The organism is Streptomyces sp. NPDC002698, from assembly GCF_042888945.1.
In the GTDB taxonomy this organism is placed as follows: Bacteria; Actinomycetota; Actinomycetes; order Streptomycetales; family Streptomycetaceae; genus Streptomyces.
On sequence record NZ_JBIAQM010000001.1, the window covers coordinates 78,578 to 92,907 of the forward strand.

The following is a 14,330-nucleotide window of genomic DNA, read 5'->3' on the forward strand; positions in this document are numbered from 1 at the left end:
CCCGCCGGCCTGTCCCTACGGCCGAGATGACTCTCTTCGTGTAACAGAGGCATCGCCAATTCGGGGCTGACTGTGCCCCGCACAGGATCTTCGACCATACTTCCCGCTGTGGAGCAGCGCATAGGTTCGAAGAGTCAGCCCCTGGACGCAGCCGCGGTGAACCCGGCGTACATCCCCGGGCTTACGTCACCCGTGCCGGCGGAGCCGAAGGACGCGGTCGCGGAGACCGAGGAGGCCGTCGCCGAGGAGACGGTCGCCGAGGAGACGGTCTCCGACGGCGCGTCGTCCGACGAGGCGCCCGCCGCCGAGACCCCGAAGGAGTCCGCGTCCGAGGAGGAGGCCGCCTCCGAGGCCGACCCGGAATCCGGGGCCGTCCCCGACGGCCCCGTCTTCGAGGCCTCCGACCGGCGCGCCTCGATCAGGGCCGACCACAGCGGTGTCCGGCTGCGCCTGGACGACCAGGAGGCGGAGTTCCGCTGGGACGAGATCGGCGCCGTCGAGACGGAGTCACCGCGCTTCGGCAAGCGGTTCACCATCACGGTGCACACGCCGGAGCGCCGCTGGTATCCGATCGAGATAGAGGCCAACGCCCGGGCACGCTTCAAGGAGTGGGAGGAGCAGCTCGACGCCGTCCTGGACGCCTACTTCGAGGACGGCGAGGCCGAGCCCGAGGTCGAGCCCGAACCAGAGGTCGAGCCCGAGGCGGCGGCTGAGGTCGAGCCCGAGACCGAGACGGCGGCTGAGGCCGAGGTCGAGGTGACGGCTGAGGCCGACAGCCGGGGCGAGGACGACAAGGGCGAGGGCAAGGGCAAGAGCGAGAAGCCGTAAGGGGTACGGGGATCCGCGCGCCGGTCAGGAAGGGCGCGCGGATCCCCGTTCACCGGCCGCCTCGGCCGGAGCCGGGCCCTAGGAGCAGTACTGGGCCGCCTTGCCGATGGACCGGTACATGCAGTCGGCGTTCTCCAGGAGTTGGAGCACCGCGTCCCGGTTGCGGGACGTCTCCCGCTCGATGACCTCGTCGGGCGGGTAGAAGCCACCGCCGGAGCTGGACGACGGGTACATCTCGAAGGTGTAGTCGAAGATCTTCTGGCTGCCCCAGAGATAGTCGTCGATCGAGCCGTCCGTGATGTACAGATCACTGGCCTGCTCGGCCGTGTACCCGTTGCTGGCGGCCATCTTCTGGCCGACGGCCTTGAACGCGGCGGCGTCGTCCGCCGTCATTCCGGTGGCCGTGTCGGCGGTGGTGTACCCGAACGGCCACAGCACCAGCTCGCTGTAGGTGTGGAAGTCGATTCCGGCGGTGATCTGCTGCTTGCCGCCGACGACCCGGCCCCGTACGAAGTCGGCGACCACCTTCACCTCGGGCGCGGACTCGGCCGAGGCGCCGCGGTAGGTCTCGGAGGACTTGGAGGACGAAGAGCCGCCGCAGCAGCCCCACTTGTAGTTCCAGTTGCGGTTCAGGTCCGTGCCGACGTACGAGGAACCGGAGTTGGGCTGGCGGTTCTTGCGCCACGAGCGGTAGGAGCCGCTCGCGATGTCGTACTCGCCGCCGTCCGGGTTGAGGTCGGGGACGATCCAGATCTCGCGGTTGTTCACCATGCTGGTGACGCGGGAGTCGCTGCCGTAGCCGGCCCCGAGTTCGCGCAGCAGATACAGCGCCATCTCCACGGTCAGGTGCTCGCGGGCGTGCTGGTGGAAGGTGAGCAGGACCTCGGGCTCGCTCTCGTCGGTCGCCACGTTGTCGCTGACCTTGATGGCGACGATGTCCCGGCCCTGGTAGGACTTCCCGATCACCCGCTTGCTCATGATGCCCGGGTAGGCCGCGAGCCGCTGGTCGATCTCCGTGTTCATCTCGGCGTAGTTGTGGTACTTCGAGTCCGCCGTCGGGAAGTCGAAGAGCCGTACGTCACCGGCGGACCGGTCGGGCGCCGAGCCCAGCGGCGAGACGTCGTACCCCTGCCGGCGCAGTGTGGCGATCTGGTCGGCGCGGCCCGATACGACGACGGTCTCCTCGTCGGCCTCGTCCACGGTGACGCCCGACCGCTGGATCTGTGTCCGGGAGGCGGGGGTCGAGCTCTGGTGGATCTCGTACTGCCGGACGTCGTCGGACGAGGGCGCGAGGACCCTGGCCCCGCTCGCCGTGGCGTCGGTGGCGGCGGCGGTCAGGGGAGCCGCGAGGGCGAGGGCCGCGAGGACGGCGAGGGCGGCGCCGCGTCGGCGGCCTCTGCCCTGGCCGTCGGCGCTGCCATTGCCACGTGGGCGAAATCGCATGAAGTCTCCTTGTTTCTCCGGAAAATTCCGGGATCTCCGGAATTGTGGGGGAGCGGAGCCGGGGGGTGGCTCAAGGTGACGTGCATGGTGCGGGTGTGGCGCTCATGGTGAGGGTTATGGCATGAGCAGGTCAAGGGACGACAAAGGGCCGTCGGCGGGAACCGGCCGCGCGGAAACGGCACCGGCCCCGTTCGCCGCGGCTGCGGCGAACGGGGCCGGAAGGGGCACCGCCGGGGGAAGGGTGACGCGGCGGTCCGGAACTACAGTGCGTGCACGTGCGGGCCGACCGCGTTCGACCAGGCGTTGCCCGCCGAGGCGTCCCAGTTGGTCGACCAGGTCATCGCGCCGCGCAGGCCCGGGTAGGCCTTGGAGGGCTTGAACGAACCGCAGTTGGTGAGCTTGGTCAGGCAGTCGAGGGCGTTGTTCACGATGGTCGGGGAGACGTAGCCGCTGCCCGCGCCGCTGGTGGAGGCGGGGAGGCCGAGGCCGACCTGGGACGCGTCGAGACCGCCCTGGAGCTGGATGCAGGCGAGCGCCGTCAGGAAGTCGACCGAGCCCTGCGAGTAGACCTTGCCGTCACAGCCGAGCATCGAACCGCTGTTGTAGTACTGCATGTTGACGACGGTGAGGATGTCCTTGATGTTCAGCGCGGTCTGGAAGTACGAGTTCGACGTGGACTGCATGTCGATGGTCTGCGGGGCCATGGTGATGACCAGGGACGAGCCGGCCTTCGCGGACAGCGAGCGCAGCGCCTGGGACATGTAGGTCGCGTTGAGGCCGTTCTCCAGGTCGATGTCCACGCCGTCGAAGCCGTACGTCTGCATCAGGGAGTAGACGGAGTTGGCGAAGTTCGTGGCCGACGCGGAGTCGTTCACCGAGATGGTGCCGTTCTGGCCGCCGATGGAGATGATGACCTTCTTGCCCGCGGCCTGCTTGGCCTTGATGTCGGCCTTGAACTGGTCGACGGTGTAGCCGCCGAGGCCGGCCGAGTCGAGGGTGAAGCTCACGGCGCCCGGCGTGCTCGTGGCGTCGGCGAACGCGACGGCGATGATGTCGTACTGCGACTGCACGGCGGAGAGCTTCTGCACGGTCGCGCCGTTGTTGAAGTTCTGCCAGTAGCCCGTCACGGCGTGCGCGGGCACCGTACCGCCGCCCCCGCCTCCGGACGCGGCCGTCGTCCCGGTGACGGCCGACGACTTGGCCGACTCACCGGCCGGGTTGGTCGCGCTGACCTGGAACGAGTACGAGGTGGAGGCCGTGAGCCCCGAGACGGTCGCGGAGGTTCCGGTCACCGACTGGACCTTGGAGCCGCCCCGGTACACGTTGTAGCCGGTCGCCCCCGACACGGTGTTCCAGGCCAGGGAGACGGACGAGGAGGTCGTGCCGGACACGGCGAGGCCCGCGGGGGTCGCCGGGACCGTCGGGGCCGGGTCGCCGCCACCGCCGCCGTCGGGTCCGAACACCGAGAAGTCGTCGGCGAGGTAGGCGGGCTGTCCGTACCAGCCGTGCGACCAGACCGTCACCGAGGTCGTCGAGGCGCCGGTGGTGAAGGTGTTCGAGAGCTGTGTCCAGGTGGTGTTGGGCGTCCAGGTCGACACGTCCGTCGTCCCCGTGCCGCTCACCCCGAGGTAGGTGTACGACCCCTGGACCCAGGCGCTCAGCGTGTACGTCGAGTTGGGCTTCACGGCGACGGACTGGGAGCACTGGGCGTAGTCCTGTCCGGCGGGCGTGGCCTTCAGGGCGGCCGAGCCGCCGTGCACCGGTGAGGAGACGGTCGTGCCGCTGCCCGCCGAACAGGTCCAGTTGCTCAGGCCGGACTCGAAGCCGCCGTTCTTGACGTTGTTGATGTCGGCGGCCTGGGCCTGGCCGGCCAGGCCGGTGAGGGAGAGGAGGGACGCCGTGACGACGGCGGCGAGGGCTCCCGCCCATCTCCGTCCGGGCATACGGGTGACGCGGTCCACTGGGTCCTCCAGGGGAGAGGTGGGGGAGGGGAGGGGGAACGGAACGGTGGCCACCGCCGGTGGGTACAAGTTGGTCCAGACCAATCTGGTTGTCAAGTCCCACGACGTTCCCAACACCCTTATGGGAAGCCCCAGTTGTTTTGAGGCGGCTTACTCTCCGTTGATCACGCCCGCACCTTCGGTGAGATGATCTCGGAGATTCGGTGTTGAGCGGGCCATGCCGTGGATATGGTGCTGATGCAAGAGGGCGTCACCGTGGCGATCCGTGGCCGTCGAAGGAACGGACCGCGACGCTCTTTGGCGACAAAGGGGCGATCTGAGGCGGTGGTTGACCACCCCGCCGCAGCGAACGGGGTGTGTGCAGCGTGCCGACCGCGATAGCCGTCACCAGTCCCGATCTGGTGCTCCCGCCGCACGACCGGCAGACCCCGCCGGCGGCCGTCCAGCCGCTCGGCACCCTGGAGGAATCCCTCACCGGGATGCACACGCTCATCGAGCAGCACGGGTATGTCATCTCCCTCTACCCGGCCGGCGCCGAGACCGCCGTCACCCGACGGCTGCACACCGTCCGCTCCGTCCTGGAGAGCGACCGCATCGCGCTGCTCGGCATCGACCTGCCGCCGCTCGGAATCGCCCTGCTGGCCCAACAGTTGCGTCAGCTGTCGGTGTGCGACTTCAGCCCCGGCGTGCTCGCCTCCGCCGCCCGGCTGCTCGCGCACTACATCTACGCCGGCGCCCTGCTCGGCTCGGTCGCCAAGCTCGACCGGGTCCCGGTCTCCCTGAAGTCGCACGCCAAGTCATGGGTTCCGGGGGCCCAGTTCGCCGTCCTCGCCAATCCGCGTGCCGAGTTGATCAGAGTCGGCCAGGAGGAGCTGCCGGGACCGGAGTTCGGGACCCGGATGCTCTCGGCCGCCGGGCAGCCGCCCTCCGACTGGGTCACCTCCACCCTCGCGCCCGCCTGGCAGGTCCAGGGCGCCGCCACCGTCCCGCTGCCCGGGGAGTCGGTCCGCTGGTGGGGGACGAACCGGCTCGTCGAATTCGCCGCCGGACTGTACGACGTCTCGGTCCTCTACCAGCTCGTCTCCTCCGTCCGGCGGGACGAGTGCCGCTGGTGCGGGCTCGAACTCATCGGTGACCGCTGCGGGTTCTGCGCGGCCCCGCTGTCACCACCTTCCGCACAGGAGCTTCCGGCCACCACCGTCCGGGCAGCCTCTCCGGTACGCGCCCTGCCCCGAGGCGCCACATAGACCCCTCGTGCACAACGCGCGCACCGGGCGCGACCGCACAGCGCACCGAGCGTCACCGCACAGCACACGCGGACCCGACCGCACAGCACGTCAGGCACCACCGCACAGCACACGCAGAGCCGACCGAACAGCGCATCAGGCACCACCGCACAGCACGTCAGTCACGACCGCACAGCGCACCAGGCACCACCGCACAGCACGTCAGTCACGACCGCACAGCGCACCAGGCACCACCGCCCGACCCCGCCGTCCCCGCAGATCGAGGTTGTCCTGAACATGCTGCATTGTCCCGGAGGTCAGCCCCCGGATCCCCGGCAGGAACGACGACAGCCCGGTCCCCTTTCCGGTACCGCCCCACGAGGTGAGATTCAGTGAACTCGCGCCAGCGCCGCGGCGTCATCCTGCTGGTCCTCTCGGTCCTGTGCGCCCTCGGCGCCTTCGCCGGAGTCCTCTCGGTGATCCGCGACGTGAACTCCAAGGTCGGCCCGGAGGTCACGGCGTACCGCCTGAAGAGCGACATCGCGCCCTACAAGGAGCTGTCGGCCGACCAGTTCGAGAAGATCTCGATGCCCGAGCGGTGGCTGTCGTCCACCGCCGTCACCGACCTCTCCCGGGTCCGCGGCAAGATCGCCGTCACCCAGCTGGAGAAGGGCTCCCTGCTGCAGGCCGACATGATCGTGGACAAGCCGCGACTGGCCGCCGGGCAGCAGGAGATCGCCATCATGATCGACGCCTCGACCGGTGTCGCGGGCAAGATCGACCCCGGCTCCCGGGTCAACATCTACGCCACCTTCAAGGCCGAGAACGACAAGGCCAGGGACCAGTCCAAGGTGATCGTCGAGAACGCCCGCGTCATCGACGTCGGCAGGCTCACCGCCCTCGAACCCGACCAGTCCGGCTCCGACCGGCGCAACAGCGCCGCCCAGGCCGTCCCGATCACCTTCGCCCTCGGCACCGCCGACGCCCAACGCGTCGCGTACGCCGAGTCGTTCGCCCAGCACGTGCGGCTCGCCCTGGTCGCCGGCGGCTCCGACACGATCGTGGCGCCCGGCGACCGTACGTACACCCTCGACGAGGACAAGTAGGAGGCCGCGCATGAGGTCCATGCCCACGGGGCGGCGCCCAGGGCGGCGTACGAGGCCGACCCCCGCGACGCGGACACGGCCGGCGCCGGGCCCCTGGTCCGGGACGCGGCGACGGGTCCGTGGGGTGCCGTCGCCCGCCGCGGCACCGGGCACCGGGGCCGGCGCACGGCACGCGAGCGAGGAGCTTCGCCGATGACCATCCGTATCCTTCCCGCCGTCGGCGACATCGACTCGGCCCGCGCGCTCACCACCCTGCTGAGCCAGCTCGCCGACACCGAACCCGCCCCGCCCGTACCCGACTCGACAGCCCTCCTCGACACCCTCGCGCGCCTCGCCGCCGAGTCCCTCGACGAGCTCCCCGAAGTCGTCCTCGTCCACGAACGCATCGGCCCGGTACCGGCGTTGGACCTGATCCGCGACCTCGTGATGCGCTTCCCGGCCGTCGGTGTCGTCCTCATCACCGCCGACACCAGCACCGGCGTCCTCACCGCCGCCATGGACTCGGGCGCCCGCGGCATCATCGGCCTGCCGCTCGGCTACGACGCCCTCGCCGAACGCGTCCAGGCCGCCGCCGCCTGGTCCGCCGGAATGCGCCGCCACCTGCACAGCGGCGCGCCCGAGCTGTACGCGGGCCCCGGCGGCACCGTCGTCACCGTGACCGGCGCGAAGGGCGGGGTCGGCGCGACCGTCACCGCGGTCCAGCTCGCCCTCGCCGCGAAGGCCTCCGGCCACAACGTCGCGCTGCTCGACCTGGACCTCCAGTCCGGGGACGTGGCCTCGTACCTCGACGTGCAGTTCCGCCGGTCGGTGGCCGACCTTGCGGCCATCACCGACATCAATCCGCGCGTCCTCCAGGACGCCGTCTACACCCACGACAGCGGCATCGCCCTCCTGCTCGCGCCCGCCGAGGGCGAACGGGGCGAGGAGGTCACCGACCGGGTGGCCCGCCAGGTCATCGGCGCGCTCCGCTCGCGTCACGACGTCGTGGTCGTCGACTGCGGCTCCCAGATGAACTCGGCCACCGCCGCGGCCGTCGAGATGGCCGACCGGGCCCTGCTCCTCGTCACCCCCGACGTCATCGCCGTACGCGCCGCCAAACGCATGGTCCGTATGTGGGACCGTCTCCAGATCCGCAAGGCGGAGGAGACCACGACGGTCGTGAACCGCTTCGCCCGCGGTACGGAGATCCAGCCGTCCCTCGTCGAACGCGTCACCGGAACCAAGGTCGCCCGCTCCACGGTCCCCGCCGTCTTCAAGGAACTCCAGTCGGTCGTCGACGCGGGCCGGCTCCAGGACCTGGACGCCCGCTCGACCGTCAAACAGGCGCTGTGGGCACTCGCCGCCGAGCTCGGTCTCGTCGTCCCCTCGGAGGGCGGGACCGGCGGCAGGCGCCGCAAGGCGTCCGCCTCGGACCGGGGCGCGCTCTCGCTCCGCGGCCGGGGCGGCGACCGGGGGGCCGTCACCCTCGAGTTCGCGGGGATGTTCCCGCTGCTCCTGGTCGTCATGACGATCCTGTGGCAGTGCGTGCTGTTCGGGTACTCGTACTCGCTGGCCGGGAACGCGGCGGACGAGGCGGCGCGCGCCGCCACCGCGGCGTACGCGGTGCACGGTGACGTCCAGGGCGCCTGCGACGCGGCCGGGAGCAAGCATCTGCCGGGCTCCTGGAAGGACGCGGAGATCTCCTGCGCCGCTTCGGGCCCCGTCATGCGGGCCACCGTCGACGTCGACGTCCCCCTCTTCTTCCCGGGCTTCGACGCGGGCTTCCACGTACAGGGCAGCGCGGGCGCGGCACTGGAGGGGGACGACGGATGAAGACGTACGTCCGTGCCAGGGCCGGGCGCCGTCCGGCAGGCGGGTTCCTTGCCGCACGCCGGCTCCGGGGCGACCGGGGTGTCTCCATCCTGGAGTTCACCGGGTTCCTGCCCGTCCTGCTGCTCGTCGGGATGGCGGCCATCCAGCTCGGGCTCATCGGGTACGGCGTCAACCAGGCCGGCTCCGGAGCGCGGGCCGCCGCGCGGGCCGCCTCGCAACAGGGCGGCCCCCCGGCGGGTGAGGCCGCGGGCCACGCCGCCGTGAGCGGATGGCTGGACCCGGACGTCTTTACCGAACAGGGATCCGAACTCACCACGGCCACGGTCACGGTCACGGTCCCCGGCGTCATCCCCCTCTTCGGCCCCTACGAGGTCACCCGCCGCGCGACCATGCCCACCGACGACTGACCGGGAGGAGCCGACACCATGAGCCTGCGTTCCCGTATCGCCGCCCCCGACGAGGGGGGTCCCGCCCGTGAGGACGGACACCTCGTCGCCGTCTACCGGGCCAAACTCCTCGAAGAGATCGACCTCGCCGAGATGTCCGGCCTGGCGGCGGCCGAACGCCGGGCCCGGCTCGAACGCGTCCTCGGCCACATCATCAGCCGCGAGGGCCCGGTCCTCTCCACCGCCGAACGCTCCCAGCTGATCCGCCGGGTCGTCGACGAGGCACTCGGACTCGGCGTCCTCGAACCGCTCCTCGCCGATGCGTCCATCACCGAGATCATGGTCAACGGCCCTGACTCGATCTTCGTCGAGCGGGCCGGCCGTGTCGAACAGCTGCCGCTGCGCTTCGCCTCCAACGAGCAGCTCATGCAGACCATCGAACGCATCGTCTCGACGGTCAACCGCCGCGTCGACGAGTCCAACCCGATGGTCGACGCCCGCCTGCCCACCGGCGAGCGCGTCAACGTCATCATCCCGCCGCTCGCCCTGACCGGCCCCACCCTCACCATCCGCCGCTTCCCCCGCGCGTACACGCTCCCCGAGCTCATCGGCCTCGGCTCCCTCGACGAACAGACGCTCATGCTGCTCGCCGCCTTCGTCCGGGCCCGCTTCAACGTCATCGTCAGCGGCGGCACCGGCAGCGGCAAGACCACCCTGCTCAACGCGCTCTCCGGCCTGATCCCCTCCCACGAGCGCATCATCACCATCGAGGACTCCGCCGAACTCCAGCTCCAGCAGGAGCACGTCATCCGCCTCGAATCACGCCCCCCGAACGTGGAGGGCAAGGGCCAGATCACCATCCGCGACCTGGTCCGCAACTCGCTGCGCATGCGCCCCGACCGCATCATCGTCGGCGAGGTCCGCGGCGGCGAGACCCTCGACATGCTCCAGGCCATGTCGACCGGCCACGACGGCTCCCTCGCCACCGTCCACGCGAACTCCGCCGAGGACGCCCTCATGCGCCTGCAGACCCTCGGCTCGATGTCCGAGGTCCAGATCCCCTTCGAGGCGCTCAAGGACCAGATCAACTCCGCCGTCGACGTCGTCGTCCAGCTCTCCCGGCACGCCGACGGCTCCCGCAAGGTCACGGAGGTCGCGCTGCTCGTCTCGCACGGCCGCGAACAGTTCCGCGTCACCCCGGTCACCCGCTTCGTGCCCCTCCCGGTCGGCCCCGACCGCGTCGTGCGGGGCCACTTCGAGCACCTGCCGCTCCCGCGGCCGGTCGCGGAGAAGCTGTACGTCGCCAACGAGCCGCCGCCGCCGGCCTTCGGCGTCGCCGAGGCCCTCGACGTACTCGACAACACGAGGCAGGCCATCGGTTGACGCACCCCACCACAGGATCCGCCACCACGGGATCCGCCACCACAGGACCCTCCGCATCCGAGCCCCTCACCTCCGAGCCCCCCACCTCCGAGCCCCCCACCTCCGAGCCCCTCACCTCCGAAGGGAGGCAGCAGTGAACGACCCCGCACTCCTCGCCCTCGGCGGGACGATCCTCGGCGGCACGCTCGCCGTCGCGGGCGTGCACACCTACGCCTCCGGCCGCGCCCAGCGCCGCGACCTCCTCGACCGGCTCACCGGCGGAGGCGCTCCGCACACGGCGGGCGGCAGGGCACGCCACTTCGCGGGCGTCGACCGACGGCTGCGCCGCACCCGCCTCGGCCGCACCATCCACCTGCGCCTGACGGCCACCGGACTCGATCTCACGGCGGGGGAGTTCTTCACCTACGTCACCGCCGTGGTCGTCGCCCTGTGGCTGATCGCCGCGGCGACCCTGGCCCCCTTCTTCGGCCCGATCGCCGCCCTGCTCGGCGTGTGGAGCGCGGGCGTCTTCCTCAACTGGCAGCGCCAGAAGCGCATCGAGGCGTTCATCAACCAACTCCCCGACGTGGCACGCCTGCTGGCGAACGCGACGGCGGCCGGCCTCGCCCTGCGCACGGCGCTCGCCATGGCCGCGGAGGAGCTGGAAGCCCCGGCGGGCGAGGAACTCGCCCATGTGGCCGACCAGTTGATGCTGGGCCGCACGATCGACGACGCTCTCGGAGAACTCTCGCAGCGACTGCCCTCCCGTGAGCTGATCGTCCTCGTCACCACCCTCGTCCTGGCCAACAAGGCGGGCGGCTCCGTCGTCAGCTCTCTGCGCAACCTCACCCAGACCCTGGAGGACCGCAAGGAGACCCGCCGCGAGGTCCGCACGATGCTCTCCGAGGTCAACGCGACCGCCTTCACGGTCCCCTTCCTCGGCATCGGCTCCCTGGTGCTGATCAACTCCTCGAACGAGGGAGCCCTCGCCCGCGTCACCGGCTCCCCGCTCGGCCAGGGCCTCGTCCTGCTCGCCCTCGGCCTCTACACCGTGGGCTTCTTCGTCATCCGCCGGCTCGGCAAGATCGAAGTGTGAGGGAGGGATCACCATGCTGCCGCTGCTGCTCGCCGTCCTGATGGGCGCGGCCGTCGCGGGCGTCCTCCTGGGCGTCCGGATGATCCGCGCCGAGGTCAAACTCCCCAGCGACCTCCAGCTCGCCCTGGAGGTCGGCGGAACCCGGGTCTCGGCCGCGGACTCGGCCGTCGACCGCCTCGGCATGCGCTTCGCGCCGACGGTCCTGCGCCTGATGGGCCCCCGGCGTGTGGACGCCAAACGCCGTCGCATCGACATGGCGGGCAACCCCGGCGGCCTGACCCTGAACCGCTACGCGGCCCGCCGGGCGGTGTACGGGGTCTTCGGCGTCGTCCTCGGCCTGGTCTTCCTCTCCAACGGCCAGCTCCTCTTCGCCGTGCTCACGCTGGCCTTCGGGCTGGTCGCCGCGGACGCCCTCATCTGGCAGGCCGTCCGGGAGCGCAAGGAGGTCATCGACCGCACCCTGCCCGACTTCCTCGACGTCCTCGCGGTCGTCGTCTCCGCGGGCCTCGGCTTCCGCCAGGCCCTGGACCGCGTCGCGGAGAAGTACGAGGGACCCTGGGCGGACGAACTGCGCATCACCCTGCGCCAGATGGACATGGGCGTCAGCCGTCGCCAGGCCTTCGACGAACTCCGCAGGCGCAACTCCTCCGAGCAGGTGGCCCAGTTCGTCTCGGCGCTCCAGCAGGGCGAGGAACTCGGCTCCCCGATCGCCGAGACCCTCATCCAGCTCGCCACCGACATGCGCCGCACGGACGCCCAGAACGCCCGCCGCCGCGCCGCCAAGACCATTCCCAAGGCCACCATGGTCACCCTGGTGTTCATGCTCCCGGCGACGATGATCCTCATCGCGACGGGCATGTTCCTGGGCTCGGGCACCGACTTCGGCTCGATCCTGGGGCGCTGATGAAGAGCCTCCCCGGCGACCGGGGTCACACCCTCCGCGCCCGCCTGCACCAGTTCCTTCGGCTCGCCCGAAGCCGTGCGCACCGGCCCCTTCGGCTCGTGCGGACCCGCGAACAACGGGGCACCGGCTACCTCGCGGACGACGTCCCCGCACCCGGCGGCATCCGCCTCCAGCTCAACGCCCTCCAGGCCCTGTGCCGTCAGGCCTTCGCGGTCCGCCTCGCGGCCATCGCGGTCGGCGCGCCCTTCGCGATGACGAACGCCACGGGCGGCCTCCTGCGCTACGCGGTCCTCGCCGCCGCCGTCCTCGGCGTCATGGGCTCCTACGCGATGCTCCGCGACTGGGACCGCTTCGGCCCCCGTCTCCTCGCCCACCCGACCCTGATGGGCCTGGACCTCACCTTCGGCGCGGTCCTGCTCCTCACCGCGTCCCCGGCCTCCCCCCTCGCCTACGCCACGGTCTGCACCCCGCTGCTGTCGGGCCTGCTGTACGGCTGGCGCGGCGCGGGCGTCTTCACCGGGTTCCAGCTCATCGTGCTGCTCACGGTGTTCAGGGCCTGGGAGCACCGGCCGGGAGCGGGCTCCAACACCCTGCTCATCGCGGGCTTCTGCGTCGGTGCCGGCATCATCGGAGTCACCCTGCGCAATCTGTTGTTCCGCTTCGGCACGGCCGGCCAGGCCCTGGCCGAGGCGACCAGCCGGCTCGCCGTCGCGGAGGCCGTGGAGTCCGAACGGGCCCGCATGGCACGCGAGATGCACGACTCCGTGGCCAAGACGCTGTACGGGCTCGCGCTGGCCGCGGAGGCGCTGGCCGCCTCCGCGGAGGGCGGGGACCCGCAGGCGCTCAAACTCCAGGCGACCGCCGTCGCGGACGCGGCACGCCTCGCCGCCGCCGAGTCCCGCACCCTCCTGACGGACCTGCGGCGGCACAGCGACCTGACCGACCCGGACATCGACCTCCTTCCCGAACTCCACCGCATGGCGGCCGACTTCGATGACCGCCCCGGCCTCGCCCCGGCCGTGCGGCACCGGGGCGCGCCCGCGGTCCTGCCCAGCAGTGCCGCCCACCACGTCCTCGCGATCGTGTCCGAGGCGCTGGAGAACGCCCACCGCCACTCGGGCGCGGACGCGGTGACGGTCGAACTCGACGTGTCGGAACACGAGTTCGGGCTGCTCGTCCGGGACGACGGCGTGGGCCTCCCGGCACCGGTGACCCCCGCCGCGCTCGCCGCCTGGACGAGATCCGGCCATTTCGGCCTGCTCGGCATGACGGAACGAGCCGCGTGCGTCGGCGGCCACATCCGGCTGGACCGGCCCCTCGGCGGGGGCACCGAGGTCCGGCTGACCCTCCCGCTCTCGACGGCCGCCCTTCCCGCTCCCCCCACTTCCCAAGAGGAGGCCGCACATGCCTGACCAGGCACTTTCCGGTCCGTCCCTGCGTGTCCTCGTGGCCGACGACAACCCGGTCGTACGGGCCGGTCTGACCGCGCTGCTGGACGGGCACCCCGACATCGCGGTCGTCGCGACGGCGCGGGACGGCGCGGAGGCACTGGACCGCGCCGTTCTTCTCGTCCCGGACGTGGTCCTTCTCGACGTGCGGATGCCCGGCACGGACGGCCTCACCGCCCTGCCCGAACTGTGCGCGATCGCCCCGGTGATGATGCTGACGTACAGCCGCGAACCCGAGGTCGTGGCGGAAGCCCTGCGCAAAGGCGCGTCCGGCTATCTCGTCCATGGCGAGTTCACGGCGGCCGAACTGATCGCCGCCGTACGGGAGGTACGCCACGGACGCCCCACTGTCCCGGATTCACTCGGAGTTTCGTACCAACCGCACTCATTCTCTTCGCACCTGCAATCTGCTGTGGCACAGTCGTCGGAGGCTCGGCCCTTGCCGGCGGCGGGACTTCACCGCCATGCCGTCCACCAGTCCGAGTTCGGCCTGAGTTCGAGGGAGGTGGAGGTGATGGACCTCATCGCGGCCGGCATGAGCAACCGCCAGATCGCCGCCACCTGCTTCATCGCGGAGAAGACCGTCAAGAATCACATCAATCGCATCTTCGCGAAGCTGCACAGTTCCTCGCGGAGCGAAGCGATCGCCCACTGGCTGGGTACGGCACACGAGGGGTGGAACCGATGATTCCGCCCCGCGCTCCCCACCAGCGAAGTTGGGCCCCTGGGCCCACTCGCGGTAGGCGACTTCTCACGTA

The 14,330-nt window shown here is 70.9% G+C and carries 12 protein-coding genes; 10 read left to right on the forward strand and 2 right to left on the reverse strand.

Annotated features, from left to right (window positions below):
* Positions 1-108: 108 nt before the first annotated feature.
* Complete coding sequence (locus ACFYW9_RS00345) at positions 109-828, forward strand: hypothetical protein (RefSeq protein WP_389142702.1); 720 nt, start codon at positions 109-111, stop codon at positions 826-828.
* 78 nt (positions 829-906) lie between these two features.
* Here ACFYW9_RS00345 and ACFYW9_RS00350 read toward each other — a convergent pair whose 3' ends face one another.
* A complete protein-coding gene (locus ACFYW9_RS00350; RefSeq protein WP_389142705.1) occupies positions 907-2,271 on the reverse strand; it encodes a M14 family metallopeptidase in 1,365 nt (454 codons plus the stop codon).
* A 260-nt stretch (positions 2,272-2,531) separates the two neighbouring features.
* Entirely contained in the window at positions 2,532-4,214 is a 1,683-nt protein-coding gene (locus ACFYW9_RS00355) for a chitinase (RefSeq protein WP_389143543.1), read from the reverse strand.
* A 383-nt stretch (positions 4,215-4,597) separates the two neighbouring features.
* Here ACFYW9_RS00355 and ACFYW9_RS00360 point away from each other — a divergent pair, with 383 nt between their 5' ends.
* The 9 genes from ACFYW9_RS00360 (at position 4,598) to ACFYW9_RS00400 (ending at position 14,260) form a co-directional block, all read left to right on the forward strand.
* A complete protein-coding gene (locus ACFYW9_RS00360; protein WP_351858921.1) occupies positions 4,598-5,479 on the forward strand; it encodes a hypothetical protein in 882 nt (293 codons plus the stop codon).
* A gap of 371 nt (positions 5,480-5,850) precedes the next feature.
* Positions 5,851-6,564, forward strand: a complete 714-nt coding sequence (gene cpaB, locus ACFYW9_RS00365; protein WP_389142709.1) for a Flp pilus assembly protein CpaB — start codon at positions 5,851-5,853, stop codon at positions 6,562-6,564.
* Positions 6,565-6,756: 192 nt separating this feature from the next.
* Entirely contained in the window at positions 6,757-8,376 is a 1,620-nt protein-coding gene (locus ACFYW9_RS00370) for a CpaE family protein (protein WP_389142712.1), read from the forward strand.
* Positions 8,373-8,783, forward strand: a complete 411-nt coding sequence (locus ACFYW9_RS00375) for a TadE/TadG family type IV pilus assembly protein (protein ID WP_389142715.1) — start codon at positions 8,373-8,375, stop codon at positions 8,781-8,783. The genes ACFYW9_RS00370 and ACFYW9_RS00375 overlap by 4 nt, the downstream gene beginning before the upstream one ends.
* An 18-nt stretch (positions 8,784-8,801) precedes the next feature.
* Positions 8,802-10,145 carry a CpaF family protein gene (locus ACFYW9_RS00380; RefSeq protein WP_389142718.1) on the forward strand — a complete coding sequence of 448 codons (1,344 nt, stop codon included), beginning with the start codon at positions 8,802-8,804 and terminating at the stop codon, positions 10,143-10,145.
* Between the two features lie 133 nt (positions 10,146-10,278).
* On the forward strand, positions 10,279-11,220 hold the full coding sequence (locus tag ACFYW9_RS00385) for a type II secretion system F family protein (protein ID WP_389142721.1): 942 nt from the start codon (positions 10,279-10,281) through the stop codon (positions 11,218-11,220).
* A gap of 13 nt (positions 11,221-11,233) precedes the next feature.
* Positions 11,234-12,124, forward strand: coding sequence for a DUF5936 domain-containing protein (locus ACFYW9_RS00390; RefSeq protein ID WP_389142724.1), 891 nt, complete (start codon positions 11,234-11,236; stop codon positions 12,122-12,124).
* Positions 12,124-13,536, forward strand: coding sequence for a sensor histidine kinase (locus ACFYW9_RS00395; RefSeq protein ID WP_389142727.1), 1,413 nt, complete (start codon positions 12,124-12,126; stop codon positions 13,534-13,536). Before ACFYW9_RS00390 ends, ACFYW9_RS00395 begins: the two co-directional genes overlap by 1 nt.
* On the forward strand, positions 13,529-14,260 hold the full coding sequence (locus ACFYW9_RS00400) for a response regulator (RefSeq protein WP_389142730.1): 732 nt from the start codon (positions 13,529-13,531) through the stop codon (positions 14,258-14,260). The genes ACFYW9_RS00395 and ACFYW9_RS00400 overlap by 8 nt, the downstream gene beginning before the upstream one ends.
* Positions 14,261-14,330: the final 70 nt, after the last annotated feature.